The following is an 18212-nucleotide window of genomic DNA, read 5'->3' as shown; positions in this document are numbered from 1 at the left end:
AAACCCGGCTCACTCCCGGTCGAGCCCGCGTACCCGCACGGGATACGAAGGCTCGGCCGGACCCTTGTCCCCGTCCCGTTCCACGACCACACGCGGCCCCACCCAGCGGGCCGTGTACCGCTCGACCTCGGGCTCGTCCCAGCCGTCGCCCGCGTCCGGCACCACGAGCCCGCCACCCGTCCGCCCGCGCGCGGGTGCCCACGCCTCCAGCTCCAGGCCGCCGTCGGCGCCCCGGACCGGCAGCACGGCACCCGCGCGTGCGAGTACCGGGATCCTCGACAGAGGCGCTTCCAGGAGCGCCTGCCCCGGCCCTTCGTACGCCTGCCCGGTCACGGTGTCGTACCAGCGCCCCCGCGGCAGCTGCACCGTACGCCGGTCCGCACCCGGATCCAGCACCGGCGCCACCAGCAGACAGTCACCCAGCAGGAACGCGTCCTCGCAGTCGCGCAGCGACCGGTCCTCGGGCGCACCCCACCACAGCGGGCGCACATAGGGCGCCCCCGTACGACGCGCCAGATGGGCCAGCGTCATGAAGTACGGCAGCAACCGCCGTCGCTCGACGAGCGCCACGCGCGCGTGCCCGACGGTCTCCTTTCCGAACTCCCACGGCTCCCGGCGCCCCGCCCGCAGACTCGCGTGTGTACGGAACAGCGGCAGATACGCGCCGAGCTGGAACCACCGCAGATACAGCTCCGGTGACGGGCTCCCGTCGAACCCGCCCACGTCCGGACCCGAGTACGGCACCCCGCACAGACCCAGCCCCAGCACCAGCGAGAGCGACGCCCGCAACCCGGGCCAGCCCGTCGCCACGTCCCCGGACCACGTCCCTCCGTAACGCTGAATGCCGGCCCAACCGGAACGCGAGAAGACGAACGGCCGCTCCTGGGGTACCAACTGGCGCAGCCCCTCGTACGCGGCGCGGGCCATGCACAGCGCGTACACGTTGTGCGCCTCGCGATGATCGCCGCCCCGGCCCTCCAGATCGTGCCGGACCGAACGGGGCAGCGTGTTCTCGCCGAACGCCGTGAACGACGTCGGCTCGTTCATGTCGTGCCAGAACCCTGCGAAGCCCTGCGCCAGACGCTCCTCGTAGAGACCGCCCCACCACGTGCGCGTACGCGCACGCGTGAAGTCCGGGAAGACCGACTCCCCGGGCCACACGAGCCCCTCGGCGACCTGCCCGGAGGCATCCCGCACGAACGCGTCCTCGGCCGTCCCGCCGTCGTACACCGCGTTGCCCGGCTGCGCCTTGACCGCCGCGTCGACGATCGACACCAGCCGGATCCCGTCGCGCCGCAACTCGTCGGCGAGAACCGGCAATTTCGGGAAGCTCTCCTCGTCCACCGTGAACACCTGACGGGCGTCGTAATGGTCTATGTCCAGGTGGATCGCGTCCAGCGGCAGAGCGTGCTCCCGGTAGCCCGCGACGATCCGCCGCACCTCCTGCTCACTCCCGAAGCCCCACCGCGCGTGATGATGCCCCAACGCCCACGCGGGCGGCAGCGCCGGAGCCCCCGTGAGGGCGACCCAGGCATGCAGCACGCGCGCGGGGGTGCCCACGATCACCCAACAGCGCAGCGGTCCCCCGTCCATCCGCAGCTCCGACGTCCCGGCCCGGTCGTGCCCCGACCCGGCGCCCTCCTCGCCCTCGCGCAGCGTCACCGTGCCGTCCCACGTCGTGTCGTGGAACACCAGATGTGTGGCCGCGTCGGCCACCACCATCTGCACCGGCATCGTCAGGTACAGCGGATCGTCCCCCGGCGCGAACGCATGACCGGGGTCCGTGTTCCACAACCGATATGTTCCGCCACGCAGCCGGGGGCCGGCCGCCCGGCCGCCCAATCCGAAGAACCGCGCGTCGGCCGCCACCTCGGAGCGCTGCACCCACCGTGCCTCGCCCCCGCCGACCGGCTCCCACCACCGGGGCGGCAGATCACGCCGCAGGGTCACTCCACCGGGCGTACACACCTCGACGGCGCCGTGCCGCGACACCACGACCGTCACCCGCTCCGCCACGACCCGCCAGCCACCGTCCTTGTCCGGCTCCAGAACGGCCCGCGGATCCGGCTCGGGGCACCGGCCCGCGAGCGCGTACGAGGGCTCCGGACCGGCCCCGTCCCAGCCCCAGAAGACCGCCCCGTTCACGTCGACGGTGACTCTCAGCGCGGACCGGCCGAACCGGACGATCCCGCCACCGGGGCCCGGTTCCACATCCACGACCGGCCCGGGCACCCGAGCCCGCTCGGCGCCCCGCGCCGGCAGACCGGCGGCGTCGGCACGCCTCCTGCGCCACGCGGCCCGCACGGTCCGCAGCCCCTGAGCCACCCCCGCCGAACCGATCGCCTTCACCGAACGCACCAGGTCACGACCGTCCATGCTGCTCACCCTGCCACTGCCCGGCCCATTCGTGTGAGCCGTTCAACTACCGTTCACCCGTGGTGACAGCACATGTTCACGCAGCCGTCCATCAGCGGCTCACCCTGGTGCGGAAGTCGATCACATGGCATCGTCCGTGTCAGCCGCGTCACGCGCACACCCCTGCCCGTGCGCGCCCGCCGCACACCACGCGCACAGTCCCGGGAGCCGCCACATGACCTCAGCGAACCCCTCGCCGCTCTGGCAGCCCGACGCGGCACGCATCGCCCGGGCCAAGATCACCGAGTTCCAGAGCTGGGCGGCCGAACACCACGGAGCCCCCGCCGAGGGCGGATACCCGGCGCTGCACCGCTGGTCCGTCGACGAACTCGAGACGTTCTGGACGGCCGTCACCGAGTGGTTCGACGTACGGTTCTCCACCCCCTACGCGCGCGTACTCGGCGATCGCGCCATGCCCGGCGCCGAGTGGTTCCCCGGAGCCACCCTCAACTACGCCGAACACGCCCTGCGCGCCGCCGACACCCGCGCCGACGAACCGGCCCTGCTCCACGTCGACGAGACCCACGAACCGCGCCCCGTGACCTGGACCGAGCTGCGCCGCCAGGTCGGCTCCCTCACCGCCGAACTCAGGGCCCTCGGCGTACGCCCCGGAGACCGCGTCAGCGGCTACCTCCCGAACATCCCGCAGGCCGTCGTCGCCCTCCTCGCCACGGCCGCCGTCGGCGGTGTCTGGACCTCCTGCGCCCCGGACTTCGGCGCCCGCAGCGTCCTCGACCGCTTCCAGCAGGTCGAACCCGTGGTCCTGTTCACCGTCGACGGCTACCGCTACGGCGGCAAGGAACACGACCGCCGCGACACCGTCGCCGAACTCCGCCGCGAACTGCCCACCCTGCGGGCCGTCGTCCACATCCCCGTCCTCGGCACCGAGGCCCCCGAGGGCGCCCTGGAGTGGTCCGCCCTGACCTCCGCGGACGTGCCGCCGACCTTCGATCAGGTCCCGTTCGACCACCCCCTGTGGGTGCTCTACTCCTCCGGCACCACCGGCCTCCCCAAGGCCATCGTCCAGTCCCAGGGCGGCATCCTGGTCGAACACCTCAAGCAGCTCGGCCTGCACTGCGACCTCGGCCCCGACGACCGCTTCTTCTGGTACACCTCCACCGGCTGGATGATGTGGAACTTCCTCGTCTCCGGCCTCCTCACCGGCACCACCGTCGTCCTGTACGACGGCAGCCCGGGCTACCCCGACACCGGCGCCCAGTGGGCCGTCGCCGAAAGCACCGGCGCCACCCTCTTCGGCACCTCCGCCGCCTACGTCATGGCCTGCCGCAAGGCCGGCATCCACCCGGGCCGCGACTACGACCTCTCCCGCGTCCAGTGCGTCGGCACCACCGGTTCCCCGCTCCCGCCCGACGGCTTCCGCTGGCTCCACGACGAGGTCCGCGAGGACCTGTGGATCGCCTCCGTCAGCGGCGGCACCGACGTGTGCTCCTGCTTCGCCGGAGCCGTCCCCACACTCCCGGTCCACATCGGCGAACTCCAGGCCCCCGGCCTCGGCACCGACCTCCAGTCCTGGGACCCCAGCGGCAAACCCCTCGTCGACGAGGTCGGCGAACTCGTCGTCACCAACCCCATGCCGTCCATGCCGATCCACTTCTGGAACGACCCCGACGGCACCCGCTACCACGACAGCTACTTCGACACCTACCCCGGCGTCTGGCGCCACGGCGACTGGATCACCCTCACCTCCCGAGGCTCCGTCGTGATCCACGGCCGCTCCGACTCCACCCTCAACCGGCAGGGCGTCCGCATGGGCTCGGCCGACATCTACGAAGCCGTGGAACGACTCCCCGAGATCAAGGAATCCCTCGTCATCGGCATCGAACAGGCCGACGGCGGCTACTGGATGCCCCTCTTCGTCCAACTCGCCCCGGGCGCGACCCTCGACGAGGCACTCCTCGGCCGCATCAAGCAGACCATCCGGGAACACCTCTCACCGCGCCACATCCCCGACGAGGTCATCGAAGTCCCCGGAGTCCCGCACACCCTCACCGGCAAACGCATCGAGGTCCCCGTCAAACGGCTCCTCCAGGGCACCCCCTTGGAAAAGGCGGTCAACCCCGGCTCCATCGACAACCTCGACCTCCTGCGTTTCTACGAGGACCTGGCCCGCAAACGAGCCTGAACACCCGCACGCGACCGCGTTGTCAGTACCCCCGATTACTGTGAGTGAGCATTGATCGACTGCTCGCACAGGGGGAAGACATGACGCACACCAGCCAACAGAGCCCGCGACGGGTCCTGCGCCGTGAGATCGCGGGCACCATCGGACTGCTGGCCGACGAGCACGACTTCACCGCGATGCGGCGCTACAGCAGCTTCGCCTTCGACGACCACACGACCTACCTCCGCCAGGTCGAAGCCCTGCTCAGGACACTCGCCGCGCAGGGCAACCACACCACGGTCGCCCTCTTCGACCCGGAGGAGTACGCCGAGTTCTGCGCCGACACCGGCCTCGAACCGGACACCCCGTCCAGCCGCACCCGCTTCACCGCCGAACTGGCGGCCACCGGCGCCGCCGTCCCCTATGAAGGCCAGCCCTTCTCCGAGCTCGTCCCCGACCTGATCGACGAAGCCGTCCGCCTCGCCACCTGGGAGTACGCCACCACACTCCTCGCCCAGATCGGCGACTGCGCCTCCTGCGGCGAGGACATCGGACGGGCCGCCTTCGCCCGCGCCATGCAGCTGCTCAAGCGCATCCTCGACACGGCCGACCCCGGCGAACGCCATCTCGTGTGCAGCGTGTCTGCCAAGCCCCAAGCACTGGCCGCCGTCCTCCACGCCGACCGGATCGACGAAGGAGCCACCCAGCTCGACGAGTCCGAAGCCCTGGAGTTCGCCACGGTCCTCGCCCTCGGCATCGCCACCCGAAGCCCCGGCGGACTCGTCATGCGCACCACCGCCCCGGACACGACGGACCGCGTCTACGGCTGGCGCCTGCGCGGCGAACGCCTCGAACCTCTCACCGCGGGGGAGGTCTTCGACGCCTACTGCACCGACATGGAATCCGGAGACCTCGTCTCCCCGGAGTCCGGCGTCGACTACTGCACCCCACCCGACCTCGGGGACGACATCGGCAGGGGAGGCCCGTCCACGGAAGGACACGTCCACTGAAACGGGCGAGGGGCGCCCCACCCAAAGGCGGAGCGCCCCTCGACAGCGACTGACCGTCGCGAGCTACTCGCCCGACAGCACCGCCTGCGCCGCGCTGCGAGCCTCCTCGGCCGTGTCCGCCGCCCGCGCGGCGGCCGCGGCACGCTCGCACTGAGCCAGCGTGTACTTCGCCAGCGTCCCCCGCACATACGGAATCGACGCCGCGCCCATGGAAAGGGAGGTGACACCCAGACCGGTCAGCACACACGCGAGCAGTGGATCCGAAGCCGCCTCACCGCAGACACCACAACTCTTGCCCTCGGCCTTGGCCGCCTCGGCGGACAGCGCGACCAGGTCGAGCAGCGCGGGCTGCCACGGGTCCTGCAGCCGGGACACCGCGCCCACCTGCCGGTCGGCCGCGAACGTGTACTGCGCGAGGTCGTTGGTCCCCAGCGAGAGGAACTCGACCTCCTGCAGGATCGACCTCGCCCGCAGCGCCGCCGACGGGATCTCCACCATGGCACCGAACTTGGCCCGCAGCCCCGCCTCACGGCACGCGTCGGCGAACGCCCTGGCGTCCGTGCGGTCCGCGACCATCGGCGCCATGACCTCGAGGTAGACCGGCAGGCCCTCGGTGGCCTTGGCGAGCGCCGTCAGCTGTGTCCGCAGCACATCAGGGTGGTCGAGCAGCGTCCGCAGCCCGCGCACACCGAGCGCCGGGTTCGGCTCATCGGCCGGGGTCAGGAACTCCAGCGGTTTGTCGGCGCCGGCGTCGAGCACCCGCACGACCACACGCCCCTCGGGGAAGGCCTCCAACACCTTCCGGTACGCCTCGACCTGCTTCTCCTCGGACGGCGCCGTCTTGCTGTCGTCCAGGAAGAGGAATTCGGTACGGAACAGCCCGACACCCTCGGCCCCGGCCTCCACGGCCGCCGGCACGTCAGCGGGACCGCCGACATTGGCCAGCAGCGGAACCTTGTGCCCGTCGGAGGTCGCGCCCGGCCCGCTCGACGCCGCCAGCGCTGCCTTCCGCGCAGCCGCGGCGGCTTCCAGCTCGGCCTTCTTCTCCGTACTCGGGTTCACGAAGATCTCACCGGTGCTGCCGTCCACGGCGATGATCGTGCCCTCGGCAAGCTCCCCGGCCCCCGGCAGCGCGACCACGGCCGGCACGCCGAGCGCCCGCGCCAGAATCGCGCTGTGGCTGGTCGGTCCGCCCTCCTCGGTGACGAAGCCGAGGACGAGTGTCGGGTCGAGCAGCGCGGTGTCCGCGGGCGCCAGGTCACGGGCGATGAGGACATACGGCTCGTCGCTGTCCGGCACCCCCGGCATGGGAACCCCGAGCAGCCGGGCGACGATGCGATTCCGCACATCATCGAGGTCGGCCACGCGACCCGCGAGGTACTCGCCCGCCCCCGCCAGCAGCGCGCGGTACGCGGCGAAGGCGTCGTAGACGGCACGCTCCGCCGTGCTCCCCACGGCGATACGTCGGTCCACGTCTGCCATCAGCTCAGGGTCCTGGGCCATCAGGGCCTGGGCCTCCAGCACGGCCTGGGCCTCGCCTCCGGCGAGGTTGCCGCGCGCGATCAGATCGGCGGCCACCGCATCCACCGCCTTGCGGGCGCGCCCCTGTGCTCGCTCCGCGTCCTCCGCCGGGATCTGCTTGGCGGGCGGCTCCAGCACCGCCGTTCCCATATGGCGAACCTCGCCGATAGCCACACCGTGGCTCACACCGACGCCTCGCAGCGTTGTCTCCATTTCACCTGTCTCCGACTAATGCGGCGGCGAGCGTCGCCGCCGCCGTGGTTGTGGAACTTGCGGTCCGATACGGCCCTGACGTCACTGCCAGCCGAAGAGCGTGCCGCCTGCCTTCACGTCGCCGTCCTCGCGGAGCTCGGAGAGGGAGTCGGCCGTGGCCTCCAGGGCCACGACGGGGCAGACCGGTGACTTGCCCGCGGCCTCGACGGCGGCGGGGTCCCAGCGGACCACGGCCTGACCCCGCTGCACGGTGTCGCCCTTGTTGACGAGCAGCTCGAAGCCCTCACCGTTCAGCTGCACGGTGTCGATACCGAGGTGAGTCAGCACTCCGTGCCCCTCACTGTCGACCACGACGAACGCATGTGGGTGCAGCGAGACGATGACTCCGTCCAGGGGGGAGACAGCCTCCCCTGCCTCGCGCACGGGGTCGATGGCCGTGCCCGGGCCGACCATCGCTCCCGAGAAGACGGGGTCCGGTACGGCGGCCAGTCCGATGGCGCGTCCTGCAAGAGGGGACGTCACGGTGGTCATGGGAAGCCTCCCAGGGTGGAGATCTCTATGGACACCGTCACTGATTGTCCCGGACGGCGCGCTGATCAGCAGGGTAGGTCAGATGAAGTACCCGCTCCGCACGATAGCTTCGCACTAGAGGTCTAGACCACCCCTCCAGGCGATTTGCACCTGCTCTGTGGCCCCATGTACAGTCGTACTCCTGCCTGGGGGTGACTGACACTTTGTGTCTGTGTGCCCGGCAGTACCAAACTCGTTCAGATCCCATCTCGGGGTCACCTTCTGCATGTCTGCAGGATGGTGGTCAGGGGGCCGGAAAAACACTGATAGAGTTTGGAACACCGAAGGGAAGCGCCCGGAGAAAAGCCCAGGAAATCTTGGGTGAGTACAAAGGAAGCGTCCGTTCCTTGAGAACTCAACAGCGTGCCAAAAATCAACGCCAGATATGTTGATACCCCGTCCGCCGAAACTTTTCGGTGGTCGAGGTTCCTTTGAAGTAAAACACAGCGAGGACGCTGTGAACGGTCGGGCTTATTCCGCCTGACTGTTCCGCTCTCGTGGTGTCGACCCGATTACGGGTAAACATTCACGGAGAGTTTGATCCTGGCTCAGGACGAACGCTGGCGGCGTGCTTAACACATGCAAGTCGAACGATGAACCACTTCGGTGGGGATTAGTGGCGAACGGGTGAGTAACACGTGGGCAATCTGCCCTTCACTCTGGGACAAGCCCTGGAAACGGGGTCTAATACCGGATACAACACTTTCGGGCATCCGATGAGTGTGGAAAGCTCCGGCGGTGAAGGATGAGCCCGCGGCCTATCAGCTTGTTGGTGAGGTAACGGCTCACCAAGGCGACGACGGGTAGCCGGCCTGAGAGGGCGACCGGCCACACTGGGACTGAGACACGGCCCAGACTCCTACGGGAGGCAGCAGTGGGGAATATTGCACAATGGGCGAAAGCCTGATGCAGCGACGCCGCGTGAGGGATGACGGCCTTCGGGTTGTAAACCTCTTTCAGCAGGGAAGAAGCGAAAGTGACGGTACCTGCAGAAGAAGCGCCGGCTAACTACGTGCCAGCAGCCGCGGTAATACGTAGGGCGCGAGCGTTGTCCGGAATTATTGGGCGTAAAGAGCTCGTAGGCGGTCTGTCGCGTCGGATGTGAAAGCCCGGGGCTTAACCCCGGGTCTGCATTCGATACGGGCAGACTAGAGTGTGGTAGGGGAGATCGGAATTCCTGGTGTAGCGGTGAAATGCGCAGATATCAGGAGGAACACCGGTGGCGAAGGCGGATCTCTGGGCCATTACTGACGCTGAGGAGCGAAAGCGTGGGGAGCGAACAGGATTAGATACCCTGGTAGTCCACGCCGTAAACGGTGGGAACTAGGTGTTGGCGACATTCCACGTCGTCGGTGCCGCAGCTAACGCATTAAGTTCCCCGCCTGGGGAGTACGGCCGCAAGGCTAAAACTCAAAGGAATTGACGGGGGCCCGCACAAGCAGCGGAGCATGTGGCTTAATTCGACGCAACGCGAAGAACCTTACCAAGGCTTGACATACACCGGAAACGGCCAGAGATGGTCGCCCCCTTGTGGTCGGTGTACAGGTGGTGCATGGCTGTCGTCAGCTCGTGTCGTGAGATGTTGGGTTAAGTCCCGCAACGAGCGCAACCCTTGTTCTGTGTTGCCAGCATGCCCTTCGGGGTGATGGGGACTCACAGGAGACTGCCGGGGTCAACTCGGAGGAAGGTGGGGACGACGTCAAGTCATCATGCCCCTTATGTCTTGGGCTGCACACGTGCTACAATGGCAGGTACAATGAGCTGCGAAGCCGTGAGGCGGAGCGAATCTCAAAAAGCCTGTCTCAGTTCGGATTGGGGTCTGCAACTCGACCCCATGAAGTCGGAGTTGCTAGTAATCGCAGATCAGCATTGCTGCGGTGAATACGTTCCCGGGCCTTGTACACACCGCCCGTCACGTCACGAAAGTCGGTAACACCCGAAGCCGGTGGCCCAACCCGTAAGGGAGGGAGCTGTCGAAGGTGGGACTGGCGATTGGGACGAAGTCGTAACAAGGTAGCCGTACCGGAAGGTGCGGCTGGATCACCTCCTTTCTAAGGAGCACTTCTACCGAACTCTTCGGGGTGAGGTCAGAGGCCAGATCATCAGCGAACGTCTGATGCTGGTTAGCTCAGGGTGGAACGTTGATTATTCGGCCGGTTCACGGGCCGGAGGCTGTGAGTACTGCTCGTAAGAGTGTGGAAAGCATGATCTCTGGACGAGGACCGGTCGGGCACGCTGTTGGGTGTCTGAGGGTATGGCCGTATGGCTGCCTTCAGTGCCGGCCCCAGTGCACTCGGACTGCTGGTTCGGGGTGATGGGTGGTTGGTCGTTGTTTGAGAACTGCACAGTGGACGCGAGCATCTGTGGCCAAGTTTTTAAGGGCGCACGGTGGATGCCTTGGCACCAGGAACCGATGAAGGACGTGGGAGGCCACGATAGGCCCCGGGGAGTCGTCAACCAGGCTTTGATCCGGGGGTGTCCGAATGGGGAAACCCGGCAGTCGTCATGGGCTGTCACCCTTGCCTGAACACATAGGGCAAGTGGAGGGAACGCGGGGAAGTGAAACATCTCAGTACCCGCAGGAAGAGAAAACAACCGTGATTCCGGGAGTAGTGGCGAGCGAAACCGGATGAGGCCAAACCGTATACGTGTGAGACCCGGCAGGGGTTGCGTGTACGGGGTTGTGGGATCTCTCTTGATCAGTCTGCCGGCTGGTCGACGAGTCAGAAACCGTTGATGTAGGCGAAGGACATGCGAAAGGTCCGGCGTAGAGGGTAAGACCCCCGTAGCTGAAACATTGACGGCTCGTTTGAGAGACACCCAAGTAGCACGGGGCCCGAGAAATCCCGTGTGAATCTGGCGGGACCACCCGTTAAGCCTAAATATTCCCTGGTGACCGATAGCGGATAGTACCGTGAGGGAATGGTGAAAAGTACCGCGGGAGCGGAGTGAAATAGTACCTGAAACCGTGTGCCTACAAGCCGTGGGAGCGTCGCGCATCGAGTTTACTCGGTGCGTCGTGACTGCGTGCCTTTTGAAGAATGAGCCTGCGAGTTTGCGGTGTGTTGCGAGGTTAACCCGAGTGGGGTAGCCGTAGCGAAAGCGAGTCCGAACAGGGCGACTGAGTAGCACGCTCAAGACCCGAAGCGGAGTGATCTAGCCATGGGCAGGTTGAAGCGGAGGTAAGACTTCGTGGAGGACCGAACCCACCAGGGTTGAAAACCTGGGGGATGACCTGTGGTTAGGGGTGAAAGGCCAATCAAACTCCGTGATAGCTGGTTCTCCCCGAAATGCATTTAGGTGCAGCGTCGTGTGTTTCTTGCCGGAGGTAGAGCACTGGATAGGCGATGGGCCCTACCGGGTTACTGACCTTAGCCAAACTCCGAATGCCGGTAAGTGAGAGCGCGGCAGTGAGACTGTGGGGGATAAGCTCCATGGTCGAGAGGGAAACAGCCCAGAGCATCGACTAAGGCCCCTAAGCGTACGCTAAGTGGGAAAGGATGTGGAGTCGCACAGACAACCAGGAGGTTGGCTTAGAAGCAGCCACCCTTGAAAGAGTGCGTAATAGCTCACTGGTCTAGTGATTCCGCGCCGACAATGTAGCGGGGCTCAAGCGTACCGCCGAAGTCGTGTCATTTCAGCATGAGGGCCAACGCCCGCTGGGATGGGTAGGGGAGCGTCGTGTGCCGGGTGAAGCAGCCGCGGAAGCGAGTTGTGGACGGTTCACGAGTGAGAATGCAGGCATGAGTAGCGATACAAACGTGAGAAACGTTTGCGCCGATTGACTAAGGGTTCCTGGGTCAAGCTGATCTGCCCAGGGTAAGTCGGGACCTAAGGCGAGGCCGACAGGCGTAGTCGATGGATAACCGGTTGATATTCCGGTACCCGCTGTGAAGCGTCAAACATTGAACCAGGCGATGCTAAGTCCGTGAAGCCGTTCCGGACCCTTCGGGGAAAGGAAAGTGGTGGAGCCGACGGACCAGACTTGCAGTAGGTGAGTGATGGGGTGACGCAGGAAGGTAGTCCATCCCGGGCGGTGGTTGTCCCGGGGTAAGGGTGTAGGCCGTGCGATAGGTAAATCCGTCGTGCATGTGGCTGAGACCTGATGCCGAGCCGATTGTGGTGAAGTGGATGATCCTATGCTGTCGAGAAAAGCCTCTAGCGAGTTTCATGGCGGCCCGTACCCTAAACCGACTCAGGTGGTCAGGTAGAGAATACCGAGGCGTTCGGGTGAACTATGGTTAAGGAACTCGGCAAAATGCCCCCGTAACTTCGGGAGAAGGGGGGCCATCACTGGTGAGAGGATTTACTCCTTGAGCTGGGGGTGGCCGCAGAGACCAGCGAGAAGCGACTGTTTACTAAAAACACAGGTCCGTGCGAAGCCGTAAGGCGATGTATACGGACTGACGCCTGCCCGGTGCTGGAACGTTAAGGGGACCGGTTAGTCACATTTCGGTGTGGCGAAGCTGAGAACTTAAGCGCCAGTAAACGGCGGTGGTAACTATAACCATCCTAAGGTAGCGAAATTCCTTGTCGGGTAAGTTCCGACCTGCACGAATGGCGTAACGACTTCTCGACTGTCTCAACCATAGGCCCGGTGAAATTGCACTACGAGTAAAGATGCTCGTTTCGCGCAGCAGGACGGAAAGACCCCGGGACCTTTACTACAGTTTGATATTGGTGTTCGGTTCGGCTTGTGTAGGATAGCTGGGAGACTTTGAAGCGGCCACGCCAGTGGTTGTGGAGTCGTCGTTGAAATACCAGTCTGGTCGTGCTGGATGTCTAACCTGGGTCCGTGATCCGGATCAGGGACAGTGTCTGATGGGTAGTTTAACTGGGGCGGTTGCCTCCTAAAGAGTAACGGAGGCGCCCAAAGGTTCCCTCAGCCTGGTTGGCAATCAGGTGTTGAGTGTAAGTGCACAAGGGAGCTTGACTGTGAGACCGACGGGTCGAGCAGGGACGAAAGTCGGGACTAGTGATCCGGCGGTGGCTTGTGGAAGCGCCGTCGCTCAACGGATAAAAGGTACCCCGGGGATAACAGGCTGATCTTCCCCAAGAGTCCATATCGACGGGATGGTTTGGCACCTCGATGTCGGCTCGTCGCATCCTGGGGCTGGAGTCGGTCCCAAGGGTTGGGCTGTTCGCCCATTAAAGCGGTACGCGAGCTGGGTTTAGAACGTCGTGAGACAGTTCGGTCCCTATCCGCTGCGCGCGCAGGAATATTGAGAAGGGCTGTCCCTAGTACGAGAGGACCGGGACGGACGAACCTCTGGTGTGCCAGTTGTTCTGCCAAGGGCATGGCTGGTTGGCTACGTTCGGGAGGGATAACCGCTGAAAGCATCTAAGCGGGAAGCCTGCTTCGAGATGAGTATTCCCACCCACTTGATGGGGTAAGGCTCCCAGTAGACGACTGGGTTGATAGGCCAGATATGGAAGCCTGGTAACGGGTGGAGTTGACTGGTACTAATAGGCCGAGGGCTTGTCCTCAGTTGCTCGCGTCCACTGTGTTGGTTCTGAAACCACGAACAACCCCATTCCCTTGTTTGGTCACGGGGGATGGTGCGGTTGAGTGTTTCATAGTGTTTCGGTGGTCATAGCGTGAGGGAAACGCCCGGTTACATTCCGAACCCGGAAGCTAAGCCTTACAGCGCCGATGGTACTGCAGGGGGGACCCTGTGGGAGAGTAGGACGCCGCCGAACTCCTTTTAGAGCTCTGGCTCTTGGGCACACCGCCCAAGAGCCAGAGCTTTTTTGCGTTGAGGTAGGGTCAGAGGGCATCGTTGGCTCATTTCCCACAGGAGGCCCCCGGGTGGAGGTACAGGAGACCCGGGTCCAGACGGACCGGGTCCTCACCATCCCGAACATTCTCAGCATGGCGCGGCTCGTTGGCGTGCCCGTCTTCCTGTGGTTGATTCTCTGGCCCGAGTTCGGCGGCCCCAAGGTCGACGGCTGGGCGTTCCTGGTGATCGCTCTCAGCGGAGTCAGTGACTATCTGGACGGCATGCTGGCGCGGCGCTGGAACCAGATCAGCAGTCTTGGCCGGCTCCTCGATCCCGCGGCTGACAGGTTGTACATTCTGTCAACCCTGGTGGGACTCACCTGGCGCGAGATTCTGCCATTTTGGTTGACCGCTCTACTGCTCTTGCGGGAGCTGGTTCTGCTGGTGATGGTGGGCATCCTCAGGCGGCACGGCTATCCGCCGCCGCAGGTGAACTTTCTCGGGAAGGCGGCTACCTTCAACTTGATGTACGCCTTCCCGTTGCTGCTGCTCAGTGACGGAAGTGGATGGATCTCGTCACTCGCTGCTATTTTCGGATGGGCGTTCGCTGGATGGGGTACAACCCTGTACTGGTGGGCAGGGATCCTCTACGTGGTTCAGGTCCGCCGACTCGTCAGTGCGGACGCCATGGCCGATTGAGCCCGCCCGATTGGGCGGCCGTAGTGGCTCGATGGCCCGCTTCGGAAAAGTGCGGGACAATCTGGACGGGTGAAGTCGGCTTGACCGTCTCTTCAAGGAGGACGCTTCCGACATGAAGGCCGTCGTGATGGCCGGAGGTGAAGGCACACGCCTTCGCCCCATGACCTCGAGCATGCCCAAGCCGCTCCTGCCCGTGGTGAACCGCCCGATCATGGAGCACGTGCTGAGGCTGCTCAAAAGGCATGGGCTCAACGAGACCGTCGTTACAGTCCAGTTCCTGGCGTCACTCGTCAAGAACTACTTCGGTGACGGCGAGGAGCTCGGGATGGAGCTCACCTATGCCAATGAGGAGAAGCCACTCGGTACCGCCGGGAGCGTCAAGAACGCCGAGGAGGCGCTGAAGGACGATGCGTTCCTCGTCATCTCCGGCGACGCCCTCACCGACTTCGACCTCACCGAACTCATCAATTTCCACAAGGAAAAGGGTGCGCTGGTCACCGTCTGTCTGACACGGGTGCCGAATCCGCTGGAATTCGGTATCACGATCGTGGACGAGGAAGGCAAGGTCGAGCGGTTCCTGGAGAAGCCGACCTGGGGCCAGGTCTTCTCGGACACCGTGAACACGGGCATCTATGTCATGGAGCCCGAAGTGTTCGACTACGTCGAGGCCGATGTTCCCGTCGACTGGTCCGGTGATGTCTTCCCGCAGCTGATGAAGGAGGGCAAGCCGGTCTACGGCTATGTCGCCGAGGGTTACTGGGAGGACGTCGGTACGCACGAGAGCTATGTGAAGGCTCAGGCGGACGTACTGGAGGGCAAGGTCGACGTCGAGATCGACGGGTTCGAACTCTCGCCGGGAGTGTGGATCGCCGAAGGCGCCGAGGTGCACCCCGATGCCGTGCTGCGCGGACCGCTCTACATCGGGGACTACGCCAAGGTCGAGGCAGGCGTCGAAATCCGTGAACACACCGTGGTGGGCTCGAATGTCGTCGTGAAGAGCGGGGCCTTTCTGCACAAGGCCGTGGTCCACGACAACGTCTACATCGGCCAGCACAGCAATCTGCGTGGATGCGTGGTCGGTAAGAACACCGACATCATGCGGGCCGCACGGATCGAGGACGGCGCGGTGATCGGCGACGAGTGCCTCGTCGGCGAGGAATCGATCATCCAGGGGAACGTTCGCGTCTATCCGTTCAAGACGATCGAGGCCGGTGCTTTCGTCAACACCTCGGTGATCTGGGAGTCCCGGGGGCAGGCGCATCTGTTCGGCGCCCGTGGTGTCTCCGGCATCCTGAATGTGGAGATCACTCCCGAGCTGGCCGTGAGACTTGCCGGGGCGTACGCCACGACGCTCAAGAAGGGCTCCACGGTCACCACCGCCCGAGACCACTCCCGAGGCGCCCGTGCGCTGAAACGGGCGGTCATCTCGGCCCTGCAGGCCAGCGCCATCGACGTACGAGATCTGGAGAACGTACCGCTGCCGGTGGCGCGCCAGCAGACCGCGCGGGGCAGTGCCGGCGGGATCATGATCCGGACGACGCCGGGGGTTCCCGACTCGGTCGACATCATGTTCTTCGACGGGCAGGGTGCCGACCTGTCGCAGGCCAGTCAGCGGAAGCTGGACCGGGTGTTCGCGCGGCAGGAGTACCGGCGCGCGTTCCCGGGAGAGATCGGGGACCTGCACTTCCCGGCGAGTGTGTTCGACTCGTACACCGGGTCGTTGCTGCGGAACGTGGACACGACCGGGATCGCCGAGTCGGGACTCAAGGTCGTCGTGGACGCGTCCAACGGCAGTGCCGGTCTCGTGCTGCCGAGTCTGCTGGGCAAGCTGGGTGTCGACTCGTTGACGATCAACCCCGGTCTCGACGAGTCGAGACCGACGGAGACGGGAGACATGCGGCGGGCGGGGCTGGTGCGGCTGGGCGAGATCGTGGCGTCCTCGCGAGCCGCGTTCGGTGTGCGGTTCGATCCGGTCGGTGAACGGCTGTCGCTGGTCGACGAGAAGGGGCGGATCGTCGAGGACGACCGGGCCCTGCTGGTCATGCTCGACCTGGTGGCCGCGGAGCGGCGTAGCGGCCGGGTGGCGCTGCCGGTGACCACCACGAGGATCGGCGAGCAGGTCGCGGCGTACCACGGCACCCAGGTCGAGTGGACGACCACTTCGCCGGACGACCTCACGCGGGTCGGCGGGGACGAGACCACGATCTTCGGCGGTGACGGGCGCGGCGGGTTCATCGTGCCGGAGTTCAGCAGCGTCTTCGACGGGGCGGCGGCCTTCGTACGACTGATCGGGCTGGTGGCGCGGACACAGCTCACACTCAGCCAGATCGACGCGCGCATTCCGCGGGCGCATGTCCTGAAGCGGGATCTCGCCACCCCGTGGGCCGTCAAGGGCCTGGTGATGCGCAGGGTCGTGGAGGCGGCCGGGGATCGCTTCGTCGACACGACCGACGGTGTGCGGGTTGTGGAGACGGACGGTCGGTGGGTGATGGTTCTGCCGGACCCTGCCGAGGCCGTCACCCATCTGTGGGCCGAGGGGCCCGACGACGCCTCCGCGCAGGCCCTGCTCGACGAGTGGTCGGCAATCGTGGACAGCGCAGGTCGCTGAACCGCCTCGCACGACCGCGTGCCGGACAAGTGCCCTCAACGGGGCCTGTCCGGCACGCCGGTGGGGCCATTCGGAGGTAGTGGTCGCGACGTGCGACGATGTGCGGCATGCCGCAGCAGCCCCCCGTTCGGAGCACACCCACGCGCCCGTCGCGTCCGGACGCCTCCATGTCGCTGCTCAACAACGTCATGGATCACAGCCTCGATGACGGATACGCCGAGGCCGCCGCCCGCAGGAAGGCCGCGGGCACCGAGGGCATGCCCAAGACCGTGCGGGCCAAGGTGGGGCTCGCGGTCGGCCTGGTGCTCGCCGCCCTGGTGGTGACGGTGGGTGCGGCGCAGGCGCGGATAAGCGCTCCCGTGGTCGCCAAGGAGCGCGAGGAGCTCATCGACCGCATCCAGGAGGAGACCGCGGCCGCGGACAAGCTCGAGGACTCCGTGGACGAGCTCCGTGACGACGTGAGCGCACGGCAGCGCAAGGCGCTCAAGGACGACGGCGGCAGCGCCGGGCACGATCTGGTGGGCATCCTGTCGGGCGCCGTCGAGGTGCACGGCCCCGGGGTGCGACTCGTCGTCAACGATTCCAAGGGCGCCAGCCAGGGCGGTGACGGCGACCCGCGCGAGACGTCCGGGTTCTCGGACACCGGCCGGGTGCGCGACCGGGACATGCAGCGCGTCGTCAACGGGCTGTGGGAGTCGGGTGCCGAGGCCGTCTCGATCAACGGACAGCGGCTCACCGCGCTGTCGGCGATCAGGGCCGCCGGCGACGCGATACTGGTCGACAACAAGCCGCTGGCACCGCCCTACACGGTCCTCGCGGTGGGGGACGGGCAGCGGTTGAGCACCAAGTTCCAGAACAGCCCCGACGGGCTGTATCTGCACGCCCTTCAGGAGAACTTCGGCATCCGGACGAGCATCTCCGTCGAGGACGACATCAAGGTGCCGGCCGCGCCGAGCGTGATCGTACGAACAGCAGAACCCAGCACAGAGAAGGGCACATCGTGATCGCCGTACTGGGCCTCGTCCTCGGAGTCGTGGCCGGACTGTTGGTCCGGCCCGAGGTACCGGCGGTCGTCGAGCCGTATCTCCCCATCGCCGTGGTCGCGGCGCTCGACGCCGTCTTCGGCGGTCTGCGCTCGATGCTGGACGGCATCTTCGACGACAAGGTCTTCGTGGTGTCGTTCCTGTCGAACGTGGTCGTGGCCGCCCTGATCGTCTTCCTCGGCGACAAGCTGGGCGTCGGCGCCCAGCTGTCCACGGGCGTCGTGGTCGTCCTCGGTATCCGCATCTTCTCCAACGCCGCGGCGATCCGCCGGCACGTGTTCCGGGCGTGAGG

General features: G+C 65.7%; 9 protein-coding genes and 3 rRNA genes. 9 read left to right on the top strand and 3 right to left on the bottom strand.

What is annotated here, in order from left to right; genetic code table 11:
• Positions 1–9: 9 nt before the first annotated feature.
• Complete coding sequence (locus tag OG858_RS07610) at positions 10–2376, bottom strand: glycoside hydrolase family 31 protein (RefSeq protein ID WP_319319431.1); 2367 nt, start codon at positions 2374–2376, stop codon at positions 10–12.
• Between the two features lie 214 nt (positions 2377–2590).
• Here OG858_RS07610 and OG858_RS07605 point away from each other — a divergent pair, with 214 nt between their 5' ends.
• Together OG858_RS07605 and OG858_RS07600 are read left to right on the top strand one after the other, a co-directional pair.
• Positions 2591–4558 (top strand): acetoacetate--CoA ligase, encoded by a 1968-nt coding sequence (locus tag OG858_RS07605; protein WP_086746079.1) that lies wholly within the window; start codon positions 2591–2593, stop codon positions 4556–4558.
• 80 nt (positions 4559–4638) lie between these two features.
• Positions 4639–5547, top strand: a complete 909-nt coding sequence (locus OG858_RS07600; RefSeq protein ID WP_319067427.1) for a hypothetical protein — start codon at positions 4639–4641, stop codon at positions 5545–5547.
• A gap of 63 nt (positions 5548–5610) precedes the next feature.
• Here OG858_RS07600 and ptsP read toward each other — a convergent pair whose 3' ends face one another.
• Both ptsP and OG858_RS07590 read right to left on the bottom strand, forming a co-directional pair.
• Positions 5611–7281 (bottom strand): phosphoenolpyruvate--protein phosphotransferase, encoded by a 1671-nt coding sequence (gene ptsP, locus OG858_RS07595; RefSeq protein WP_319067428.1) that lies wholly within the window; start codon positions 7279–7281, stop codon positions 5611–5613.
• A gap of 81 nt (positions 7282–7362) precedes the next feature.
• Complete coding sequence (locus tag OG858_RS07590) at positions 7363–7812, bottom strand: PTS sugar transporter subunit IIA (protein ID WP_086746082.1); 450 nt, start codon at positions 7810–7812, stop codon at positions 7363–7365.
• Positions 7813–8376: 564 nt separating this feature from the next.
• Between OG858_RS07590 and OG858_RS07585 the strand changes: the two genes are divergently transcribed.
• The 7 genes from OG858_RS07585 to OG858_RS07555 all read left to right on the top strand — a co-directional run bounded on the left by OG858_RS07585 (position 8377) and on the right by OG858_RS07555 (position 18210).
• Positions 8377–9902, top strand: a 16S ribosomal RNA gene (locus tag OG858_RS07585).
• A gap of 314 nt (positions 9903–10216) precedes the next feature.
• Positions 10217–13338: ribosomal RNA gene (locus OG858_RS07580) — 23S ribosomal RNA — on the top strand.
• Between the two features lie 96 nt (positions 13339–13434).
• Positions 13435–13551, top strand: a 5S ribosomal RNA gene (gene rrf, locus OG858_RS07575).
• The 16S, 23S and 5S rRNA genes sit together here, the layout of an rRNA operon.
• Positions 13552–13660: 109 nt before the next feature.
• Positions 13661–14269, top strand: a complete 609-nt coding sequence (locus OG858_RS07570) for a CDP-alcohol phosphatidyltransferase family protein (protein WP_037704781.1) — start codon at positions 13661–13663, stop codon at positions 14267–14269.
• Between the two features lie 112 nt (positions 14270–14381).
• Entirely contained in the window at positions 14382–16877 is a 2496-nt protein-coding gene (locus OG858_RS07565) for a mannose-1-phosphate guanyltransferase (RefSeq protein WP_086747857.1), read from the top strand.
• Between the two features lie 98 nt (positions 16878–16975).
• Positions 16976–17881 carry a DUF881 domain-containing protein gene (locus OG858_RS07560; protein ID WP_086747858.1) on the top strand — a complete coding sequence of 302 codons (906 nt, stop codon included), beginning with the start codon at positions 16976–16978 and terminating at the stop codon, positions 17879–17881.
• The gene (locus OG858_RS07555) at positions 17878–18210 is read left to right on the top strand and encodes a small basic family protein (protein ID WP_037704786.1); all 333 of its coding nucleotides are present in this window, start codon (positions 17878–17880) and stop codon (positions 18208–18210) included. Before OG858_RS07560 ends, OG858_RS07555 begins: the two co-directional genes overlap by 4 nt.
• Positions 18211–18212: the final 2 nt, after the last annotated feature.

The organism is Streptomyces europaeiscabiei (assembly GCF_036346855.1).
GTDB lineage: Bacteria > Actinomycetota > Actinomycetes > Streptomycetales > Streptomycetaceae > Streptomyces > Streptomyces europaeiscabiei.
Note: the sequence above shows the minus strand (reverse complement) of the source record. Positions and strands in the feature narration are given on the sequence as shown.